Consider the following 21,095-nt stretch of genomic DNA (forward strand, 5'->3'; position numbering starts at 1 on the left):
ATGTCAGATACACATGCCCAAACCGTTACCTTTGTCCGCGATACGATGCTGCCCCAGGCCGCACCGCCATCGACGGCGCAAGGTCCGGTCAAATGGATGCGCGACAGCCTGTTTTCGTCCATCCCCTACACGATCCTGACGATTGCGGCGCTTTATGCGATATTCGTTCTCTTGTCGGGTTTTCTGCCATGGCTATTGGGGGGCGTCTGGACGACCTCGAACATCCGCGAATGCCGCGAAGTGCTTGATGGCGCGAGGGGGGGCTGTTTTTCGGTCCTGGCCGAGCGTTGGAATCAGCTTCTGTTCGGCATCGCCTATCCGCAGGACGGCTACTGGAGACCGACACTGGCCTTTATTCTGCTGTTTGTCGCGGTATCGCCGGTCCTGTTCGCGGCCGTGCCGCGCAAGCTTTTGATCGTGACGTTGCTTTATCCTTTCGTTGCGTTCTGGCTGATCTGGGGCGGCTCGCTTTTGGTGCCACTTGCGGCATTGATCAGCCTTTGCGTCGGCTATCTGGTCTATAGCAAGCTGGTCAAAACCAGCTTTGCAGCGGGGCTGGCCGCAGGCGTAGCCACGGCGGTTTTCATCTGGTTCATCGCCGGCTTCATTACACCCGGCCTGTCGGGGGTTCTCGCACTCGAGGAAGTCGCGTCGCGGAACATGGGGGGCTTCATGCTCAACATGATCCTCGGGGTCATCTGTGTGTCGCTGTCGCTGCCCCTGGGCATCCTGCTGGCGCTTGGCCGTCAATCCAGCCTGCCGATCATCAAGCTGATCTGCGTGGTCTTCATCGAATTCATCCGCGGCGTGCCGCTGATCACCCTGCTGTTTGTGGCAAACGTGGTCTTGGCGTATTTCTTGCCGCCGGGCACGAACTTTGACCTTATCCTGCGCGTGATCATCATGATCACCATGTTCGCCTCGGCCTATATCGCCGAAGTGATCCGGGGCGGTCTGGCCGCATTGCCGCGTGGCCAATACGAGGGGGCCGAAAGCCTTGGCCTTGATTATGCGCAGTCGATGCGTCTGATCATCCTGCCCCAAGCGCTGAAGATCTCGATCCCCGGTATCGTCAACGTGGCGGTTGGCCTGTTCAAGGATACCACGCTCGTTTCGATCATTTCGATGTTCGATCTGGTGGGGATGATCCGGGGTCCGATCCTTGCTTCGACCGACTGGAACGGCGTCTATTGGGAACTCTGGGGCTTTGCCGCCGCTCTGTTCTTTGTCGTCTGCTATGGCATTTCGCAATATTCACAATGGCTGGAACGTCAACTCCAGACCGACCACCGTTAAGGAAAGGCTGATATTATGGCTGAACAAGCACAAGCACTAAAGGTCTCGGACGAGGTCGCCATCAGCATCGAGAAGATGAACAAATGGTACGGCACATTTCACGTGCTGCGCGACATTGATCTGACCGTCTACCGTGGTGAACGTATCGTTATTGCGGGCCCGTCCGGGTCGGGCAAGTCGACGCTGATCCGCTGCATCAATGCCTTGGAAGAGCACCAGAAAGGCCGGATTGAAGTCGACGGCACGGTGTTGTCGTCGGATGTGAAAAACATCGACAAGATCCGGTCGGAGGTTGGCATGTGCTTTCAGCACTTCAACCTGTTTCCGCATCTGACGATCCTGGAAAACTGCACGCTGGCCCCGATCTGGGTCCGCAAGACACCCAAGAAACAGGCCGAGGAAATCGCGATGCATTTCCTTGAAAAGGTCAAGATCCCGGATCAGGCCGATAAATATCCTGGCCAGCTTTCCGGTGGCCAGCAACAGCGTGTGGCGATTGCCCGCAGCCTGTGCATGCGTCCGCGCATCATGCTGTTCGACGAACCCACGTCGGCGCTAGACCCCGAAATGATCAAGGAAGTCCTGGACACGATGGTCGAACTTGCCGAAGAAGGCATGACCATGCTTTGCGTCACCCACGAGATGGGCTTTGCCCGTCAGGTCGCCAACCGCGTGATCTTTATGGATGAAGGCCAGATTGTTGAGCAGAACGAGCCTGAAGAGTTCTTCAACAACCCGCAAAGCCCACGGACAAAGCTGTTCCTGAGCCAAATTCTGGGTCACTGAGAAGAATGAGAGGCGGGGGCAACCCCGCCTTAATTCGGTTTCGGCAGGTCTCGGGGCACAACGATATGGGTGACTTTGCCCAAGTGCCAGTCGATGTCTGTCCAATTTTCAACGTCAAATGTGATCGCGATCGTCGCCCCGGTCGGATAGTGGTGCATGCCGTCCCGGTTTGGGGGCGTTTTGACAATTTGTTCGGCCATATCGGCGATGCCGGGATTATGCCCCAATAACAGGACTGTATCCCCATCGGCAGTTTGAAGAGTCGCCAGTATCTTTTCTGCATCCGCCAGATACAAGTCTTTAACAAAGTTGATGTCGGGCTGATCCTCAAGCTTGAGCAAGGCCAGAGTGTCGCGCGTGCGTGTTGCAGTTGAACAAAGCACGGTATCCGGCCTCAGGTCCTTTTCCTTCAGCCATATTCCCAACGAGGCGGCATTTGATTTGCCGCGCTCGTTAAGCGTCCGTTCATGGTCGTCTGTTTCAGGTCCGGGCCAATCCGACTTTGCATGGCGCATGAGTATCAGGCGTTTCATGTTATCCTTGTCGAATGATGCTGCCTGCACCGTGCTCGGTGAAAAGTTCCAGCAGGCAGGCATTGGGCGCGCGACCATCAAGGATGACGGCAGCGCGAACGCCCCCTTCGATCGCGTTAAGCGCTGTTTCGGTTTTCGGGATCATACCGCCCGCAATTGTACCGTCCTTGATCATGTCGCGAATTTGCGCTGCGGTCAGTTCCGTCAGTACTTCGCCCTGTGCATTCTTGACGCCCGCCACATCAGTAAGCAGCAACAACCGGTCTGCCTTGAGCGCTGCAGCGATGGCACCGGCAGCGGTGTCCCCGTTAATATTGAAGGTCTCGCCATTCCGGCCCATCCCGAGAGGCGCAATCACGGGGATGATCCCCTTGTCGGCCAGATCGCGCAGAAGACGGGGATTTACTTCGGTAGGGGCACCAACAAGGCCCAGTTCGGGGTCTTCCTGATCGCAGATGATCAGACCACTGTCCTTGCCCGACACGCCCACACAGCGGCCGCCTTGGGCGGTGATGGCCTGAACGATGCGCGCGTTCACAAGACCGGACAGGACCATTTCAACCACTTCCATGGTCGCTGCATCAGTGACCCGCTTGCCGTTTATGAACTCCGATTTGATGTCCAACCGACGAAGCATGTCATTGATCATCGGTCCGCCACCGTGAATGATCACGGGGTTCACACCAACCTGTCGCATCAGGGCGACATCACGGGCGAATTCTTCCATCGCCTCGTCGCTGCCCATGGCATGGCCGCCCAGCTTTATCACAACGGTCGCATCAGCGTAGCGCTGCAGATAGGGCAGGGCCTGGCTTAGGGTTTGGGCGGTAGCGATCCAGTCGCGGTTCATGTCTTGTTTTCTCATTCTTTGCCTCGGTGACCTCGCCGGAGCATTACTCCAACGTGGCGATGATGGCACGAAGCGTGGGAATGCCCCAGCCCTTTTCCGACGACGTTACAACGATTTCCGGATAGGCGGCCGGGTGTTTGGCCAAGGCACCGCGTACCTGGTCCAAAATCTTCGCGCGTTCAACTTCCTTGACCTTGTCGGCCTTTGTCAAAACGCATTGAAAGGTCACTGCCGAACTGTCGAGCAGGGACATGATTTCTTCGTCGACCTTTTTGACCCCGTGGCGGGCGTCAATCAGGACAAAGGCGCGGCGCAGGGTCTGGCGACCGGACAGATATTGCTTGAGCAGCCGTTGCCATTTTTCCACGATGGGCAGGGGCGCGTTGGCATAGCCGTAGCCGGGCAGGTCGACCAGATAATGATCTTCTCCGGCGGTGAAATAGTTGATCTCTTGTGTGCGGCCAGGTGTGTTGGAGGCCCGCGCAAGTGCCTTCATCCCGGTAAGCGCATTAATCAGCGTGGATTTCCCGACGTTTGACCGGCCGGCAAAGCAAACTTCCATCCGGTCGGCAGGGGGCAGGCCGTCCATCGCGACCACGCCTTTGACGAATTGGGTTTCGCCAGCGAACAGCAGGCGGCCTTTTTCAGCCGTGAACGCGTCGGGTTCGTCTGCGATTTTGAACTGGATTTGCATCAGATCACCTTTGCTGTGTCGCCAAGCGCGATGTCGCCTGTGGTTATGACTTCGGCGTAAACGCCAAAATTCCGGTGGCCGAACTGGCTGCTCAAGATATCCAGAGTAGCCGTATCGCGCAGGCCTGTGATGGGGTTCGTGTTGGTCACTTGGCAGCGTTCGATCGGTTCGCGCACACGCAGCACGGCAGAGCCTATGCTGATGTCACGCCCGATCCAACCCAGTTCGACCCATTCTGCCAGATCGTCGAGCCAGATGTTACCGCGCCAGCGTTCCTTTGTGATCGAGGTGCCCAAGGCATCTGCAACGGCGCTATGAGACGCCGCATTCATGATCGAAATCGAAGGATAGGTCGTGTCGGTCATGCCGCGTCCCTGCACACGTACGATGCCCCTGGGCTGCGCACGGTTGGAAGGGCAAAGCGGTGCGACCCACGCCAGAAAACGGTCGCTGTCGGCTGGATTGTCCGGGTTAAAAGACAGCGGCTCAAGGTCCTGATGGGTGAGGGTCACCATCTGTGTTTCTTCGTCCAGCTTTGCCCAGATACCCGCAAGGGCGGGGGTCCGTGCACCAATCATGAAGTTATTGTAGCTCGCCCAGGCGGGGCTTTCCGTGCTGAATTTAGAGACCTCATGCGTTACCGCCCACGCGCGATCCCAAGGCATGGTCTTGCCTTGGGTCAGGTGCACATGCTTGATCGCCTCGCGCCCGTGGCTCTTTATGGGATGCCGGTAAAGGGCGCGGACGTGCATTACTTCTTGCCTTTGCTCGGTGCCTTGGTGTCATTCGCTGCGGCCTTGGCCTTGCGTTTGGCCCCACCGGTTATGTTCCCTAGAAGGTCCGGTTTATAGCCCTGGCTGCGCATGATCAGGTATTGCTGTGTGAAGGTGATCGTGTTGTTTGCGATCCAGTACACAACCAGACCCGATGCAAAACCACCCAGCATGAACATGAAGACCCATGGCATCCACGCAAAGATCATCTGCTGCGTGGGGTCTGTGGGGGCCGGGTTCAGTTTCTGCTGCAGGAACATCGAGATGCCCAGAAGCAGTGGCAGAATACCGATGAAGATCAACGCCATGACGCTGCCGGCCTCGGGCACACCCCAGGGAAGCAAGCCATAGAAGTTGAAGATCGAGGTCGGATCAGGGGCGCTGAGGTCCTGGAATGGGCCAAAGAACGGCGCGTGACGCAGTTCCAGTGTGACAAAGATCACCTTGTATAGCGAGAAGAAGATCGGGATCTGCATGATGATGGGCAAACACCCTGCAGCCGGATTGACCTTTTCGCGCTTGTAGAGCTCCATCATGCCTTGCTGAAGTTTCTGGCGGTCGTCGCCGGCATCCTTCTTCAACTTCTCCATCTGCGGCTGCAGTTCCTTCATCTTGGCCATCGAGACGTAGGATTTGTAGGCGAGCGGGAAAAGCAGTGCTTTGATCAGAAGGGTCAGGCCGATGATGGCGACACCCATGTTCCCGATCAGGATATTCAGGTGGTGGAGGACCCAAAAGATCGGTTTGGTCAGGAAAAAGAACCAACCCCAGTCGATCGAGTCGACGAACTTGTAAACGCCGGCGGCCTCGTAGTCGCGTAGTGCTTCCCATTCCTTTGCACCGGCGAAAAGCTGCGTCGACACCGAGGCAGAGCTGCCAGCGGCGATGACCTGCGTCGGCAGTACCGCTTCGGTCTGGAAGATGTCGGTACGGGGCAGATATTTGGCGGTCAGGCGCGATTGTTGTGCCGGGTCGGGGATCAGGTTGGTCATGAAGTAGTGACCGGTGAAGCCGATCCATCCGTTCGTGACGCCATCAATACGCTTTGACGGCACGCCACCGACCGGGTCAAGGTCAGGAATGTCTTCCCAACCGGTCTCGATCAGCTCGCCATTGTTCATGGCGACCATGCCTTCGTGCAGGATAAAGAAATTCTGGGCATCGGTCGGAATGCCATGGCGTGCGATGATGCCATAGGGCGCAAGGGTGACCGAAGTTTCGGATGTGTTCTGAACCGATTGTTCGACTTCGAACATGAAGTTCTCGTCGACCGAGATCACCCGTGAAAAGACCTGACCGGCACCATTGTCCCAGGTCATGGTCACAGGGCTGCCGACAGAAAGCGTGTCGCCGGACGCAAGGGACCAAAGCGTGTTGGGGCCGGGGACCTGTTCTGGCGCGATGCCAGCACCTGCGGCCCACCCATAAAGCGCATAGTAGGCGTCGTCGGTGCCTGCTGGCGACAAAAGCGTGACGATCGGCGCATCATCTTCGATTGTGGTGCGGTAATCTTTCAGCCTGAGGTCATCGATCCGCCCCCCCAGCAAAGAAATCGATCCTGTCAGGCGGCTTGTTTCTACGGGCACGCGTGGTGCCTGTTCCAGCGAATCTGCGCGTGTTTCTTCCGGATCAGCAGTCGTTGCCGGAAGCGCTGTCCCCGCAGGAACCGCTGCGTCAGGGGTCGTGACATCTGTTGGCGCGGTCGCGGAAATCTCTGTTCCGTCAAGTGGCGTGTTCGGCTCTGGCGGTGGGAAAAGTAAAAACCACCCAAGGATCACTATGAAACTTAGAACCGTCGCAATGATGAGATTCTTGTTCTGATCGTCCATTTGACCGCCACCCGATGTCTATAATATCAGCGTGGGTTCAACAGAGTGCAGCACCAAAGGTCAAGCAGATTCGGGGCAGGTTGTTCTGGAATGGCCTATTGGACTGGCAATACACTCAGGGTTTCCCGTCCATTATCCGAGGGACCTCGCGCAGTTTGGTGCAATGTGTCTCAATCCAGCTTAATGTCTGCTCTATGGGCATCGGGCGGGCAATCCCAAATCCTTGTACATGATCACATCCCAATTGCGCCAGAATGACGTGTTCCCCAACGCTTTCGACGCCTTCGGCCAGGGTTTCGACGCCCAACCGTTCGGCCATCGTCAGGATGGCGCTGATCATACGCTGCTGTTCCGGGTCCCTGTCCGCTTTCATCACGAAAGAGCGATCAATCTTGATGCGATTTACCGAGAACCGGCGGATCGACGCAATGGACGCGTGGCCGGTGCCAAAATCATCAAGGTCAATGCGGCAACCCAGCTTGCCTAGCGCATTGATGTTGCGGGTGATCATGTCATCCGGTGCGCTGGCGACGACGGTTTCAAGGATTTCTATGGCTAGACGGTCGGGCGTCAGGTCAAAACGATCCAGTTCCCAAGTGATCTTTTCAATCAGACGGGGATTGCTGAGTTCGGAACCTGCAAAATTCACCCCGATCTGGGGTACTTTTACGCCCGCTGTATCCCACGTCTTCAGTGCAGCAAACGAATGGTACATCATCAATTCTGCGAGACGCTCAAGAAGTTCGGCGCGTTCCAAGGCTTGCAGAAAATCGGACGGGTTAAGGACGCCCCGGGTTGGATGCACCCAACGCGCAAGGGCTTCGAATCCGGTGATTTCGCCCGTGTCGGTAGAGATTTGCGGTTGAAACCACGGCATAATCTGACCGTCTTCCAATGCCTGGGCGACTTCTTCCATAAGGGCATTGGAATGTTCCGGTTGCGGCAGCATCTTGGTCGAGAACGCGCGTATTGCCGAAGGGCCACGGCGGAGCGCGGCGGAAAGCGCTGTCGAAGCTGCCTCCAGCCATGCGTCGCCATTTTTTTCGGGGGTCCGGGACTGCTGGCAAAAACCCACCGAAACGGAGATGTAGATTACTGTCCCATCTACGGAAACGGGTTCTTCCATCGCGCGCTGCAGACGGCCTGCCATCTGGATGCAAAGTTCTAGATCCAGGTGGCGAACAGGGTCGAGGCAGACGCCAAACCGTGAGTCATCGAGAACACCGACGCAATCCCGGTCACGCAGCGCAGCAATCAGCCTTTCGCCGGTCCGCGCAATGACCTGATCCGCGGCTGCTTTGCCGTAGCGGTCATTCAATTCGCCAAACTCTTCGACCGCAAAGGCAAAGGTGGCAGATTTCCAGCCCAATTCCTCTGTCCGATCGAATACCTGATTTGTAAGTTCTTCAAATGCGCTGCGTTGCAACAAGCCTGTTATGCCGTCGCGCGCGTACAAAAGCGATGCCGTAGGGCCGTGAAATCCACCCAAAAAAAGATAGGCCAAGGGGATCGCTGCCGCACAGATCAGCAGCGCACCTTCGCCCCCGAACCAGAAAGTAGCCAGGCAGATCGCCGGCAGGAAGGCCAAGGCGGGCGGACCAGACATCACGATGGAAAGTTTTCGTGCCCATCTGAGAAGCTTCGTTTCCAGTCTTTGCGCCATGCAACCGATCCCCCTGCCAATGCGACCGTGCGCACTGCTAGGATTTTTTTAGCGCAGGTCGGGTGTCGGGGGGGTTAATGTTCTCTTTTTGATCTTCGAGAAATGCAAAAATTTTGAAATAGATTGCAGACTAGGAGTTTCGGACCAGTGCATTGAAATCAAACAGTTCAGGATCCAAAAGATGTGAGGGCCGTGCATTCATCAACGCGCGGAACATCACTTGGCGGCGGCCGGGGCTGTTTGTCTCCCAGCCATCCAGAATCGCCTTGACCTGTTGGCGTTGCAGACCGTCCTGCGACCCGCAAAGGTCGCACGGAATAATGGGGTAATTCATCGCTTTCGAGAATTTTTCGCAATCTATTTCAGCGACATGCGCCAAGGGGCGGTACACGAACAGATCGCCTTCTTCATTGACCAGTTTCGGCGGCATCGTCGCAAGGCGACCACCGTGGAAAAGATTCATGAAAAACGTCTCAAGGATGTCATCGCGGTGATGGCCAAGGACCACGGCGGTGCAGCCTTCCTCGCGGGCGATACGGTACAGGTTACCGCGGCGCAATCGGCTGCACAGCGCACAAAATGTCCGGCCCGACGGAATTTTATCCATGACGATCGAATAGGTGTCCTGGTATTCGATCCGGTGTTTTACGCCCATTTTCTCGAGAAACTCGGGCAGCACGGTGGCGGGGAAATTCGGCTGCCCCTGATCCAGATTGCACGCCAGAATCTCAACTGGCAGCAAGCCGCGCCATTGCAGTTCGTGAAGGACTGCCAGCAAGGTATAGCTGTCCTTGCCGCCGGACAGACAGACCAGCCATTTGCCGCCCGGTTCTATCATGCCGTATTGGTCAATCGCCTCGCGCGTCTGACGCACAAGGCGTTTACGCAGCTTGCGGAATTCAGTGCTTTGGGGGGCACCGTGGAAAAGCGGGTGAATGTCGTCAGGTTGATCCAGCATGGGTTTGGCTTAGATCATGTCACATTGCCGATCAAGCGGCGGATAGATCAAGGGGCCAGGTGATGCGAAATATTATGATGATGCTGGCAATGATGCTGGCGCTGGCTGCCTGTACCGCCAAACCGGATGCGGATGATCCGCTGCTGTCTGACCGTGTGCTGAAGATCGAAGAGTATTTCGACGGCCATGTCGTTGCCACGGGGCAGTTTCAAGACACGTTTGGCACAGTGCGCCGCCGCTTTGTCGCGGACATCAACGGCACTTGGGATGGTCAAACCCTGACCCTGATCGAGGATTTCGTATATGAAGACAAAAGCACCGAACGGCGCATCTGGAAAATGACCAAGACCGGTCCTGATACGTGGACAGGTCAGGCGGATGGCGTGATTGGCACGGCGAAGGGGGTGGCGCGTGGCGATACGTTCAACTGGACGTATAAAATTGACCTGCCCGTGCCGGACGGCACCTTGCGCGTAAACTTTAACGACTGGTTCTGGCAGCTTAGCGAGACGCGAGTCTACAATCGCGCCTATATGAAGAAGTACGGCGTCGATATCGGCGAGGTACAGATCACCTTCGACAAGAAGCGCTAATCCGGTACGTTGTCGATGCCGCTGTCGCCCCAGGGATGGCAGCGTGCTATGCGCCGCGCCGCAAGCCACCCGCCTTTGAGGCCGCCATGTTTGCGCAAGGCCTCAAGCGCATAGGCGCTGCAGGTGGGGTGATACCGGCAGTTGTGACCGACCCAGGGGCTGAAAATCAGCCGGTACCCTTTGACGGGCAAGGCCAATAGCCGGGCGAGCGGAGTCATCTGAGCTTGCCGTGCAGAATACCAAGGGCTTTGGCGAAATCATCCTGCAACTGGCAAAAGGGCAGGATGGCCGTGGACCCCTGACGCCCAACCAAGACGTAGTCCATGCCATCAACCCCCTGATCGGGCAGCGCCAGACGGGCGACCTCGCGCAGGCGACGCTTGGCGCGGTTGCGCGCAACGGCATTGCCAACCTTCTTGGAGCAGGTGAAGCCGACCCGGATTCCATCGGCTTCGCCTTCAGCACGTTTGCGCATCTGAAGGATAAAGCCGGGCATCGCCACGCGCGGCGATCTGGTGGCGCGTTGGAAATCAGGTCTGTTCTTTAGGGTCGTAACACGCAAAGAAACCGCCGGTGGCGTTTCCCTTTGGGCGGCTGTTGTGCCATCCATGGGTGCCTCCGACGGTGTCATATCTTGCAAGAACCGAAAACGCGTATTACGCGCTCAGTTTGGCCCGGCCTTGTGCGCGGCGCGAGTTGATGATCTTTCGGCCCGCTTTTGTTGCCATGCGTGCGCGAAAACCGTGGCGACGCTTGCGCACCAGGTTTGAAGGTTGAAAGGTGCGTTTCATCGCTCCGACTCCACTTTATACGTTAGGTTTGCACCGGATTCGGCACATCACTGTCAATTCAAGCCCTGCCTCTAAAGGTGCTGCGCGCTCAAGTCAAACACTTGGGGCGGCTAAATTCACAACATTGCAATAAATTTGGCAAAACCCGGCGCTAATGTTTCAATATGGTGGCCAAGGCTGCGGTTTCCGCCTGCAACTGCACTATGTGATCAAGCACCCGTGATCCCCCTACCTACCTGCGTGGTTTGGGGCCATTTATGACGCAGGGGTCTTGCGACCGCGGAATTGAAAGTGACTTGACGTATGATCGACCAGAGAACCGACAAACCCGCATGGCTTGGATATCTTCCGCTGGCGGTGATCTTGACGGTCGCTATCATAGGTTTCTTCACCCTGCGGGAGTATTTGAGCTTTGAAACGCTGCGCGATAATCGCGAGGCGTTGATCGCCTTTCGTGACGCACATTATGTGCTGACAGTAACCATTTTCATTGCAGCCTATATCCTGATTGTCGCCTTTTCACTGCCTGGTGCGGGGATTGCCACGATCACGGGCGGTTTCCTGTTCGGGACGGTCTTCGGCGTATTGTTCAATGTCACGAGCGCAACCATCGGTGCCGTCTTGATATTCATGGCGGCCCGCATGGGGCTCGGCGAACGGCTCAAGGCGCGGATGGATGCCTCAGAGGGGATGGTGCGCAAGATCAAGGAGGGAATCGATCAAAACCAATGGTCGATGTTGTTCTTCATCCGGCTGGTCCCGGCTGTGCCCTTTTTCGTGGCAAACCTGATTCCCGCGTTTCTGGGCGTGCTGCTGCACCGCTTCGTCATTTCGACCTTTCTTGGAATCATTCCCGGCTCGCTTGTGTATACTTCGGTCGGGGCCGGGCTGGGGGCGGTGTTCGCCCGCGGCGAGACACCGAATTTCGGGATCATCTTCGAACCGCACATCTTGTTCCCCATTCTGGGCCTTTGCGTACTTTCCTTGCTGCCCATCATCATCAAAGCCGTGACCGGCAAGAAGGAATTGCTGAAATGAATCGCATCACAACAGATCTTTTGATTATTGGGGCCGGTTCCGGCGGGCTGTCCGTTGCTGCGGGCGCGGCGCAGATGGGGGCGGATGTCGTGCTGCTTGAGGGGCACAAGATGGGCGGCGATTGCCTGAACTACGGTTGCGTGCCCTCCAAGGCGCTGATCGCGACGGGCAAGGCGGCGCATAACCAGCGTCATAGCGCGCAATACGGCGTCGCGGATGGCCCTGGCGAGGTTGATTACGCCGCCGCCAAGGACCACGTCGCGGACGTCATTGCACAGATCGCCCCGGTGGACAGCCAGGAACGGTTCGAAGGCTTCGGCATCAACGTGATTCGTGAATTCGGGCGCTTTATCTCGGCAGACGAGGTGCAGGCGGGCGATACGATCATCAAGGCCCGTCGCATTGTAATTGCCACAGGGTCATCCCCGCTGGTGCCGCCGATTCCCGGACTGGATAAGGTCCCCTACGAGACCAATGAAACCCTGTTCGATCTGCGCGAAAAGCCGGAGCATCTGCTGATTATCGGGGGTGGCCCCATCGGGATGGAGATGGCGCAGGCGCATATTCGCATGGGCTGCAAGGTGACGGTGATCGAAGGCGACAAGGCCTTGGCCAAGGACGATCCCGAAATGGCGCAGGTCGTGTTGCAGTCGCTCAAGGACGAAGGCGTCGAAATCGCCGAAGGTGCGCTGGCTGCGGAAATTCGGGGCAATGCCGGCGCAATCGAGGTTGAGGCGAAAGATGGCCGCATCTTTAAGGGGTCGCATCTGTTGGTCGCGGTGGGGCGCAAGGCCAATACCGACAAACTGGACCTCGAGAAAGCCGGTATCGAGCCGATCAGAAACGGCATTAAGGTCGATGCATCCCTGCGCACCACCAACCGCAAGGTTTACGCCGTCGGAGACGTGGCCGGTGGGATGCAATTCACCCATGTGGCGGGCTACCATGCGGGCGTCGTGATCCGGTCGCTGATGTTCGCTATTCCGTCCAAGGCAAAGACGTCCCATATCCCGTGGGCGACCTATACCGATCCGGAACTGTCACAGGTCGGTCTGACCGAAGCGCAGGCAAAGGAAGAGCACGGCGACAAGGTCGAAATCGTAAGGTTTCACTACAACCACAATGACCGCGCCATTGCGGAGCGCAAGACCAAGGGCCTGATCAAGGTCATGGTCGTCAAGGGCCGCCCCGTCGGCGTCAGCATCGTTGGCCATCAGGCGGGCGAATTGATCAACCTGTGGGCTTTGGCGCTGGCAAATAACATGAAAATGAGCCAGATTGCCGGCATGGTTGCACCGTATCCTACCATTGGCGAAGTGAACAAACGTGCCGCAGGGGCTTATTTCAGCCCGCGCCTGTTTGAAAGTGATCTGGTCAAGACCGTGGTGCGATTCGTACAACGTTTCATCCCCTAGGGCGCAGGTATGTTCCGGTCCCTCTCTGGTAGATTGCTGATCCTGACCACCGTCTTCGTGATGTTGGCCGAAGTTCTGATTTTTGTGCCGTCAATCGCGCGGTTTCGCGAAGAATACATGATGAACCGGCTTCAACGGGCGCAGATCGCGTCTTTGACCTTGCTGGCGAATGACATGATCGACCCCGCGCTCGAGGCTGAATTGCTGCGCACTGCCGAGGTGTTCAACGTGGTGCTGCGCCGCAACGAGGTGCGCCAGCTTGTGCTGTCATCGCCAATGCCGCTGACGATCAAGGCGACCTATGATTTGCGCAATGCCTCTGCGTTGGTTCTGGTGAGGGACGCATTCTTGCAACTGGCCGATACCCAGGACGGGGTGATCCGGGTTATCGGTGCCCCGGTGCAGGACGCAGGCCTGCTGATCGAGATCACGATGGAAACGGCCCCGTTGCGCTCGGCAATGCTTGATTATGGCATTCGTATCCTCATCCTTTCGGCCGTGATCTCTTTCATCACTGCCTTTTTGCTGTTTCTGGCGATGCGGGCGTTTTTGCTAAAGCCGATCAAGGGCGTCGTCGGGCATATGCAGAACTATGCGCTGGCCCCCGAAGATGCGCGGCGCATCATCACGCCCTCTGCCGGTGTCACCGAGGTCCGCGAGGCCGAAGAGGCGTTGATGAAGCTTGAAACGGAACTGACACAGGCCTTGCGCCAAAAAGAACGACTGGCCCAATTGGGTCAGGCTGTCAGCAAGATCAGCCATGATTTACGCAATATCCTGACCTCGGCGCAGCTGTTCACCGACAGGATCGAGATGTCCGAAGACCCCACTGTCAAACGGATGGCCCCCAAGCTGGTCAGTTCGATCACCCGGGCTGTGCATCTTTGCGAATCGACGCTCGCTTTTGGGAAGGCGGAAGAACCCAGTCCGACGCTCACGGTCGTCTCGCTGGATCACATCGTCGATGATGTCATGGTCAGCGAGCGTTTGGCAGTAGGGGACGCCAAGATCGGCTTTACCGCTCATATCCCGCCGGATTTGATGATCCGTGCCGACCCCGAACAGATTTTCCGGGTGTTGGCCAATCTGGTCCGCAACGCACGTCAGGCGATTGCCGCAACCGGACAGCCCGGCCACATCAGCGTGACGGCCTTGGATCATCCGAAAAACTGGTGCATCGAAGTCCATGACAGTGGCCCGGGCTTGCCGAAAAAGGCGCAAGAGCATCTGTTCACGGCCTTCAGGGGCGGTGCACGCAAGGGCGGTTCGGGCCTTGGGCTGGCAATCGCTGCTGAATTGGTGCGCGGTCATGGTGGCGCGTTGGAACTGGTGGAAACAGGCGCTTCGGGTACCGTATTCAAGATAACCCTGCCGAAAGGCGACGGTACCTTTTAGTGCCGGTTTTGTAAGCTGCGTGCTGCCGGGTGCTGGCAATCCCTTAGATGAACGCGGCCAATTCGTGCGGGCATTAAGATGATTGCCGGGCGGGGGGACCAAATTCGTCTTGGCGCTTTTGGATGTTTTGATGGTGTCGAATTTTAAACCTGCAACGTGGATTTTTCTGCTTGACGCTGACGGGCGCGCACCCTATTCCACCCCCAACATCAAGCGACGAACGAATGCTTGGTGGCTAGTGCACCCGTAGCTCAGCTGGATAGAGTACCTGACTACGAATCAGGGGGTCGGGCGTTCGAATCGCTCCGGGTGCACCACTTCAACCTTCTTGGACAATTTGATTAGAACGGTATCGCTTGTCGGATGATATTCATCATCTTTGACCGGTGTTCAGGTATGACGTAAGATTGACCGGACTGCTTCCGTCAATCTAGGCTTCACAGCTTTTCGCCGAGGCCCTGCACTACATCGCTTAAGGTTTTGGTAGCGTTCTTCTGCAAGTGTAGCCCTGCATTTTGTCAGGGGATTTGCATGAACCTTTATCACTGCTCAGTAGATTTACGAGACAACGCAAAAGCTGTTGGGTTTGCCGTCGCTGTCGAGGCGTGGATGGGGCATCTGAAATCCAGCGGCGTCATTCAGTCTTGGCGGTTATGTCGGCGAAAATTGGGTTTCGGTGCACCGCGTGCCCGTGATTTTCTGCTGGAGATTGAGGTCGAGGATATGACCCAACTGGATATGGCGTTTCGGTTCACAGCCACCAGCGATGAAAACGTCGAGAGACTTTATACCACCGTTCATCAAATGGTGGGGGAGGTCGATATTGCGCTTTACCGCCCTTTCCCGGATCCTGAACGCGCGGAAAGAATGGCCCTGATTTGATGGGGTACGCATCTTCACCCCGAACACCGACAATCACTGCGAACTTTCCGAAGAAACGACCTGAATCGTTGTAAAAGGCTTGCATGCCCCGATAACGTCTCGGCTACAGGGGGCATGCGCACCGCACCGCATCTTGGCGGGCAGACGTCGGCGGATCTAACCATCCGCCGACGTGGGTCTTCCAGACTGGACGAGGTAAGCCCGCTGGCAGACGTGTTTAGGCCTCTTTCGCGGCCAAAGTACCGATGGTGACGGCGCGCGTGACCTGCTCGCCCTTGTGCAGGACCACGACATCAGCCGTCTCGTCGGGGTCGGTTTCGGCCACGGCACGGGTCAGATCGCGGAGTTCGTCGATTGCGGTGCCGTTGAACGACAAGATGATATCACCCTTCACCAACCCCGCTTTCTTGGCGGGGCTATCATCCCCAACGGCCTCGATCACCGCACCTTTCGGCGCGTCATACCCCAGAAGCTGAGCAATTTCGGCGGTCATCGGGCGGATTTGCACGCCTAGCCAGCCGCGGGTGATGGTGCCGTCATCGGCCAGATCCGCGACGATCGTCTGCACCAGATCAGAGGGCACCGAAAATCCGATCCCGACAGAGCCGCCACCGGGGGACAGGATCGCGGTGTTCACGCCAATCACCTCGCCAGCGTTGTTGAACAGCGGCCCGCCCGAATTGCCGCGGTTGATCGCGGCATCGGTCTGGATGAAATCATCGTAGGGGCCTGCGTGGATGTTGCGCGACTTGGCCGACACGATTCCGGTGGTGACGGTCCCGCCCAGGCCAAAGGGGTTGCCCATGGCGACCACTTCATCGCCCACACGCATGGCATCCGACGATCCGAAGGTAACGGCGGGCAGGTCGACATCCGCTTCGATCTTGAGCAGGGCAATATCGGTCATCGAGTCACTGCCGACGACAGTTGCGTCAAAGCTGCGGCCATCGGAGAGTTTCACGGTGACCTTGTCTGCGCCTTCGACTACGTGATTGTTGGTCACGATCTGCCCGTCTTTCGACACGATAAAGCCCGAACCAAGCCCCTGAACCGGCTGCGCGGGCGCATCGCCGTTGGGCATCATCTGTTCGAACCGGCGGCGCAATTCTTCGGGCATGCCTTGGGGCATTTCCATCTTGGGGCCGGATTGCGCGGCCTGGCCGGACACTTCGATAAACACCACCGAAGGCGAGATGGTTTCGACCAGATCGGCGTACCCGCCTGCGGGTACCGCAAGGGCCGTGGTCGGGGCCAGGGCAAGGGCCGAAGTCGAGGCGAGGGCCGCTGCCAGAACGAACGGGGCTGCGCGGCGGGGGGCTTTGAAAAGGGATGTCATGTCTGTTTCCTTATGTCTTCAGGGATGACACCCAGATGGCAGCCCAGTCTTACAGAGTGTTTCAGCGTGCTATACAAATTTGTTAGGCTGCACTGCACTGCTGTCAGACGTGCCTATATGGGGTATCGAAACAGTATATTTGGAACGGAGCCGGCAAAAATGAAACTGCTTGTAGTCGAAGACGACGCCACCACTGGCAGCTATATCGCGCGGGGCCTGCGCGAAGAGGGGCATACCGTCGATCTGGTACCCCATGGCCGCGAGGGGCTGTTTCAGGCCAGTTCGGGCAGCTATGACGTGTTGGTCATCGACCGGATGTTGCCAGAGGTCGACGGGCTGACGCTGGTCAAGACCTTGCGCGGTGCGGGGAACACCACGCCCGTGCTTTTCCTGACCGCAATGGGCAGCGTTGATGACAGGATCAGCGGGTTGAACGCGGGGGGCGATGATTATCTGGTCAAACCCTTCGCCTTCGGAGAATTGTCCGCCCGCGTCGCAGCCCTTGCGCGGAGGCCGCAGGTGTTGGAGCAGGATACCGTCTTGCGCGCCGGTGATCTGGAAATGCATCTGATCACCCGCAAGGTCACGCGGGGCGGTCAGGACATTGATCTGCTGCCACGCGAATTTGCCCTGCTGGAACATCTGTTGCGCCGCAAGGGCAGGGTGCAGACGCGCACCATGCTGCTCGAGGCGGTCTGGGACATCAGCTTTGATCCGATGACCAACGTCGTCGAAACCCATATCAGCCGGTTGCGCGCCAAGGTGGACAAGCCCTTTGACCGCGAACTGATCCATACGGTGCGCGGCGCGGGCTACAGGATCGACGGATGACAGGGCGGATTGCGCACCTGTGGCGCTCCATGCCGGTACGGCTGGCACTTTTGCTGGTGCTGCTGTTCTCGACCGTGAGCCTGCTGAGCCTCGCGGGGAGCTATGCGGTGACGCAGAATTCGTTTGAAACGGCGATCCGAGCGGATCTGGAACAGGACATCGCGGGCTTTCGCGCCGCCCCCAATGCGCGGGCAGTCGCCTTGCTGGTGGAGGGGGAATCGCGCGATGCCGACCCGGGCCGCGTGATCCTTAGCTATATCATGCCGTCCGGGCGCATCTATGGAAACGGTGCGATTGCGCGCGACGATGAAGGTTATCACATTGTGTCGCTGGCGCGGGACCGGGCGGAATATGACGGGGATTATCTGTCACTGACCACCCGGCTTTACGGGGGCCAACTGACCGTGGCACGCAGCCGCGCGCAGATCGAAGCGCTGCGCACAGTGTTTTTGAACATCCTGCTGATCAGCCTGCTGCCGACCGTATTGATCGCCCTTTCTGGGGGGCTTTATCTTGCCAGGCGCAGCAAACATCACGTCGAGGTCATCGGTGGCACGCTGGATGATCTGACCAATGGCGATCTTTCCGCGCGGGTCAGGGTGTCGCCCCATTGGGCGGATGACCTGGTACGGATCGGCAACAAGGTGAACCAGATGGCCAGCGCGCAAGAGGCGCAAACCCAGATGCTTCGGCAGGTGTCTTCTGACATTGCCCATGATCTGAAAACGCCGATACAGCGGGTCGCCGTGCATCTGGATGACCTTGCCCGCACCGTCCCGCCCGAAACCGAGGACGGTGCGTTGCTGGCGAAGGCGCAGGACGAGGTGACCGGTATCGCATCGGTGTTCCAGTCGCTGTTGCAGATCGCATCCGTCGAAGCCGGTTCGCCCAAGGCGCATTTCAAGCCGGTCGATCTGAACCGTCTGTGCCAGACCATGACCGAGGTGTACGAGCCCGCAGCCATGGCCAAGGACCAATCGCTGGTTTGCGAGGTGCCAAAGGATCCGGTCCTTGTGCAGGGCGACAAGAATCTGTTGGGGCAGGTATTGGCCAATCTGATCGAAAACGCACTGCGCCATACGCCACAGGGCAGCCGGATCAGCGTATCGCTTTGCATGTCCCAGGGCCGCCCCACACTTGAGGTTGCGGATAACGGTCCGGGTATCCCCGAAGCCGAGCGTGAAAAGGTACTGCGCCGGCTTTACCGTCTGGATACCAGCCGGAACACGCCGGGCAACGGGCTGGGGCTAAGCCTGGTGGATGGGGTCGTGAAACTGCACGGGGGTGCGCTGGGCCTGCTGGACAATGCACCCGGGCTGAGGGTGCGGATCGTTTTTTGAAGATCGATTGCCCTTTGAAAGGTGACGCGCGGATGGGGTTGCAAAATCGCCCGACCTCTGGCCCATTCGCATCCAGCCAAATCAAAGGACCCGCCCCATGCGCGCCATGCAAGTCACCGCCTATGACCAGCCCCTGACCCTTCAGCATCTTGATGTGCCGGTGCCCCGGGCCGGAGAGGTTCTTGTTCAGGTCGATACTTGCGGTCTGAACTTCGGCGATCTGCTGGTGATCAAAGGCACCTATCAGGAAAAGCCCGCGCTGCCCGTCACCCTGGGGATGGAGCTTGCGGGGACGGTCACGGCCCTTGGTGACGGTGTTACGGACTTGAAGGTGGGGCAGCGCATCGCGGCCTATAGCGGCTTTCACGGCCTTGCCGAATACGCAGCGGTCCCCGCCGATATTTGCGTGCCGATCCCGGACAGGATGACATCGGTCGACGCCGCGGCCTTTCTGATTGCCTATGGTACCAGCCACGTGGCGCTGGACTATAAGGCGCGGCTGCAACCGGGCGAACGCCTGCTAGTGCTTGGGGCATCCGGCGGTGTGGGGCTGACGGCGGTCGAACTGGGCAAGCTGATGGGGGCAGAAGTCATTGCCTGCGCACGCGGCCAGGCCAAGCTCGAGATTTGCCGCGCGGCAGGGGCCGATCATCTGATTGATTCCGACACGGACGATATCCGCGAGATCGTCAAATCCCTTGGCGGTGCCGATGTGGTCTATGACCCGATTGGCGGCGATCAATTCAAGGCGGCCCTGCGCGCCTGCAACCCCGAAGCGCGGCTGCTGCCGCTGGGCTTTGCCTCGGGCGAGGTGCCGCAAATTCCCGCGAACATCCTGTTGGTCAAAAACCTGAACGTGCTGGGCCTGTTCTGGGGCGGCTATAAAAAGTTCAAACCCTCGGTGCTGACAGACAGCTTCAAGACGCTGATCGACTGGTATGTCGCGGGTCAGCTGAAACCCCATGTCAGCCATGTGCTGCCGCTGGAACAGGCGAACGAGGCGCTGGATCTGCTGCGCAGTCGCAAGGCGACCGGCAAGGTCGTGGTGCAGGTGGCGGGCTAAATACTGCGCAGGGGCCGAGTCTTCAGCAGGCGGCGAGCTTTTTGGCGTTCACGCAGGAACACGAAAAGCCCCGATCCCAGAATAAGCGCGATGCCGACCCAGATCTCCCAGACGGGCAGGTCTCCGAAGATCACGAGGCCCCAGAACACGGCAAGCGGCAAGCCGATGTATTCAAACGGTGCGACGGTGGCGGCATCCGCGATGCGGTAGGCCTGGCTTAGGCAATAGCCGATCACCGCCGCGTTGACCCCGAGGCCCAGAAATACCCATAGATCTTCTTGCGCGGGCCAGACCCATTCCCGCAACAAGAATAGCATGGACGGCGCGCTGTTGGCGTCGACGAAACGGCCATCGCCTGCAATCAGGAAGAACCCCAGCGATACGATCAGAAACGTCCCCTGAATGTATATCGATAGGGCGGATGCTTTGCTGTGAACGCCCAGACGGCGGGTCATCAACTGGTTCAATGCATAGGTCAGAGCCGAGATTACCGGAAGCAATAATACAAGCCTTGAGACTTGCAAAGCCTGCGTATCGGCCCAAGGCCGCTGCATGATGATCACCCCGACAAACCCTACGGCCACCGCCGTCAATCGCATGATGCCGACTTTTTCGCCCAAGATAGGGATCGACAAAAGCGTGATGAACAGCGGGGCCACAAAGAACAACGCCGTTGCATCCGCCAAGGGAATCGCGGCAAGGGCAAGGAAAAAGGTCATATTCGCCACGACCACCAGCAGGCCGCGCAGAATATGCCAATGCGCTTGGGTGGTTTTCAAAATGCGCCACCCGCCCTCAAGCTGGACCAGCACAAGACTGAACAGAATGCCGATAAAGGCCCGCGCAAATACGATCTCGTGGAGGGGGTAGCCACCTGAGAGCTTTTTGATCAGCATATCATTGATCGAAATCGCCAGGATTCCGGCCAAAACGAAACCGATGGCAGCTCCCGACCTGTTATGTGCATCTGCATTCATATTCGAGACTTACCACCTTTGGGTATCCTGTCCAGCGCGTTTCATCTTGGCG

The 21,095-nt window shown here is 58.0% G+C and carries 22 protein-coding genes and 1 tRNA gene; 11 read left to right on the forward strand and 12 right to left on the reverse strand.

Annotated elements, in window-relative coordinates; translation table 11 throughout:
* Nucleotides 1–1,296, forward strand: a complete 1,296-nt coding sequence (locus tag RGAI101_RS15700) for an amino acid ABC transporter permease (RefSeq protein WP_008228745.1) — start codon at nucleotides 1–3, stop codon at nucleotides 1,294–1,296.
* A 15-nt stretch (nucleotides 1,297–1,311) separates the two neighbouring features.
* A complete protein-coding gene (locus RGAI101_RS15705; RefSeq protein ID WP_008226936.1) occupies nucleotides 1,312–2,082 on the forward strand; it encodes an amino acid ABC transporter ATP-binding protein in 771 nt (256 codons plus the stop codon).
* A 29-nt stretch (nucleotides 2,083–2,111) separates the two neighbouring features.
* Here RGAI101_RS15705 and RGAI101_RS15710 read toward each other — a convergent pair whose 3' ends face one another.
* The 7 genes from RGAI101_RS15710 to ttcA form a co-directional block, all read right to left on the reverse strand.
* Nucleotides 2,112–2,615 (reverse strand): SixA phosphatase family protein, encoded by a 504-nt coding sequence (locus RGAI101_RS15710; protein WP_008228261.1) that lies wholly within the window; start codon nucleotides 2,613–2,615, stop codon nucleotides 2,112–2,114.
* Between the two features lies 1 nt (nucleotide 2,616).
* Nucleotides 2,617–3,480, reverse strand: coding sequence for an acetylglutamate kinase (gene argB / locus RGAI101_RS15715; protein ID WP_008225788.1), 864 nt, complete (start codon nucleotides 3,478–3,480; stop codon nucleotides 2,617–2,619).
* A 28-nt stretch (nucleotides 3,481–3,508) separates the two neighbouring features.
* Nucleotides 3,509–4,159, reverse strand: a complete 651-nt coding sequence (gene yihA / locus RGAI101_RS15720; RefSeq protein ID WP_008227430.1) for a ribosome biogenesis GTP-binding protein YihA/YsxC — start codon at nucleotides 4,157–4,159, stop codon at nucleotides 3,509–3,511.
* On the reverse strand, nucleotides 4,159–4,911 hold the full coding sequence (locus tag RGAI101_RS15725) for an MOSC domain-containing protein (RefSeq protein WP_037228515.1): 753 nt from the start codon (nucleotides 4,909–4,911) through the stop codon (nucleotides 4,159–4,161). The genes yihA and RGAI101_RS15725 overlap by 1 nt, the downstream gene beginning before the upstream one ends.
* Nucleotides 4,911–6,761: a membrane protein insertase YidC gene (gene yidC, locus RGAI101_RS15730; protein ID WP_008228344.1), complete on the reverse strand. Its 1,851-nt coding sequence runs from the start codon at nucleotides 6,759–6,761 to the stop codon at nucleotides 4,911–4,913. Before yidC ends, RGAI101_RS15725 begins: the two co-directional genes overlap by 1 nt.
* A 115-nt stretch (nucleotides 6,762–6,876) precedes the next feature.
* Nucleotides 6,877–8,424, reverse strand: a complete 1,548-nt coding sequence (locus RGAI101_RS15735; RefSeq protein WP_037228517.1) for a putative bifunctional diguanylate cyclase/phosphodiesterase — start codon at nucleotides 8,422–8,424, stop codon at nucleotides 6,877–6,879.
* Between the two features lie 130 nt (nucleotides 8,425–8,554).
* Nucleotides 8,555–9,382 (reverse strand): tRNA 2-thiocytidine(32) synthetase TtcA, encoded by an 828-nt coding sequence (gene ttcA / locus RGAI101_RS15740; RefSeq protein WP_008227982.1) that lies wholly within the window; start codon nucleotides 9,380–9,382, stop codon nucleotides 8,555–8,557.
* Nucleotides 9,383–9,444: 62 nt separating this feature from the next.
* Between ttcA and RGAI101_RS15745 the strand changes: the two genes are divergently transcribed.
* Nucleotides 9,445–9,975, forward strand: coding sequence for a DUF3833 family protein (locus tag RGAI101_RS15745; RefSeq protein ID WP_037228519.1), 531 nt, complete (start codon nucleotides 9,445–9,447; stop codon nucleotides 9,973–9,975).
* On the opposite strand, the gene yidD is transcribed toward RGAI101_RS15745, so the two are convergent.
* The 3 genes from yidD to rpmH are packed head-to-tail and all read right to left on the reverse strand — an operon-like array spanning nucleotide 9,972 to nucleotide 10,766.
* Nucleotides 9,972–10,193 (reverse strand): membrane protein insertion efficiency factor YidD, encoded by a 222-nt coding sequence (gene yidD, locus RGAI101_RS15750; protein ID WP_037228521.1) that lies wholly within the window; start codon nucleotides 10,191–10,193, stop codon nucleotides 9,972–9,974. The two genes, RGAI101_RS15745 and yidD, sit on opposite strands and share 4 nt — an antisense overlap.
* On the reverse strand, nucleotides 10,190–10,585 hold the full coding sequence (gene rnpA, locus RGAI101_RS15755; protein WP_083792059.1) for a ribonuclease P protein component: 396 nt from the start codon (nucleotides 10,583–10,585) through the stop codon (nucleotides 10,190–10,192). The genes yidD and rnpA overlap by 4 nt, the downstream gene beginning before the upstream one ends.
* A gap of 46 nt (nucleotides 10,586–10,631) precedes the next feature.
* Nucleotides 10,632–10,766 (reverse strand): 50S ribosomal protein L34, encoded by a 135-nt coding sequence (gene rpmH, locus RGAI101_RS15760; RefSeq protein WP_008228036.1) that lies wholly within the window; start codon nucleotides 10,764–10,766, stop codon nucleotides 10,632–10,634.
* A 303-nt stretch (nucleotides 10,767–11,069) separates the two neighbouring features.
* Between rpmH and RGAI101_RS15765 the strand changes: the two genes are divergently transcribed.
* From RGAI101_RS15765 to RGAI101_RS15785, 5 genes are all read left to right on the forward strand, one after another.
* A complete protein-coding gene (locus RGAI101_RS15765; RefSeq protein ID WP_008225246.1) occupies nucleotides 11,070–11,804 on the forward strand; it encodes a TVP38/TMEM64 family protein in 735 nt (244 codons plus the stop codon).
* Nucleotides 11,801–13,219 (forward strand): dihydrolipoyl dehydrogenase family protein, encoded by a 1,419-nt coding sequence (locus RGAI101_RS15770; RefSeq protein WP_008227214.1) that lies wholly within the window; start codon nucleotides 11,801–11,803, stop codon nucleotides 13,217–13,219. The genes RGAI101_RS15765 and RGAI101_RS15770 overlap by 4 nt, the downstream gene beginning before the upstream one ends.
* A 9-nt stretch (nucleotides 13,220–13,228) precedes the next feature.
* A complete protein-coding gene (locus tag RGAI101_RS15775; RefSeq protein WP_008225488.1) occupies nucleotides 13,229–14,614 on the forward strand; it encodes a sensor histidine kinase in 1,386 nt (461 codons plus the stop codon).
* A gap of 240 nt (nucleotides 14,615–14,854) precedes the next feature.
* Nucleotides 14,855–14,931, forward strand: a tRNA-Arg gene (locus tag RGAI101_RS15780).
* A gap of 214 nt (nucleotides 14,932–15,145) precedes the next feature.
* Nucleotides 15,146–15,496: a DUF6614 family protein gene (locus RGAI101_RS15785; RefSeq protein ID WP_037228525.1), complete on the forward strand. Its 351-nt coding sequence runs from the start codon at nucleotides 15,146–15,148 to the stop codon at nucleotides 15,494–15,496.
* A 217-nt stretch (nucleotides 15,497–15,713) separates the two neighbouring features.
* On the opposite strand, the gene RGAI101_RS15790 is transcribed toward RGAI101_RS15785, so the two are convergent.
* Nucleotides 15,714–16,832, reverse strand: coding sequence for a Do family serine endopeptidase (locus tag RGAI101_RS15790; protein ID WP_008225417.1), 1,119 nt, complete (start codon nucleotides 16,830–16,832; stop codon nucleotides 15,714–15,716).
* A 159-nt stretch (nucleotides 16,833–16,991) separates the two neighbouring features.
* Between RGAI101_RS15790 and RGAI101_RS15795 the strand changes: the two genes are divergently transcribed.
* The 3 genes from RGAI101_RS15795 (at nucleotide 16,992) to RGAI101_RS15805 (ending at nucleotide 20,066) form a co-directional block, all read left to right on the forward strand.
* Entirely contained in the window at nucleotides 16,992–17,663 is a 672-nt protein-coding gene (locus RGAI101_RS15795) for a winged helix-turn-helix domain-containing protein (protein WP_008226170.1), read from the forward strand.
* Complete coding sequence (locus RGAI101_RS15800; RefSeq protein ID WP_008227992.1) at nucleotides 17,660–19,003, forward strand: sensor histidine kinase; 1,344 nt, start codon at nucleotides 17,660–17,662, stop codon at nucleotides 19,001–19,003. Before RGAI101_RS15795 ends, RGAI101_RS15800 begins: the two co-directional genes overlap by 4 nt.
* Before the next feature lie 97 nt (nucleotides 19,004–19,100).
* On the forward strand, nucleotides 19,101–20,066 hold the full coding sequence (locus RGAI101_RS15805) for an NADPH:quinone oxidoreductase family protein (RefSeq protein ID WP_008226541.1): 966 nt from the start codon (nucleotides 19,101–19,103) through the stop codon (nucleotides 20,064–20,066).
* Here RGAI101_RS15805 and RGAI101_RS15810 read toward each other — a convergent pair.
* A complete protein-coding gene (locus RGAI101_RS15810) occupies nucleotides 20,063–21,043 on the reverse strand; it encodes a DMT family transporter (RefSeq protein WP_008225148.1) in 981 nt (326 codons plus the stop codon). The genes RGAI101_RS15805 and RGAI101_RS15810 overlap by 4 nt on opposite strands.
* Between the last annotated feature and the right edge of the window lie 52 nt (nucleotides 21,044–21,095).

Origin of the sequence: Roseobacter sp. GAI101, assembly GCF_000156335.1 — a bacterium.
Classification (GTDB): domain Bacteria; phylum Pseudomonadota; class Alphaproteobacteria; order Rhodobacterales; family Rhodobacteraceae; genus Sulfitobacter.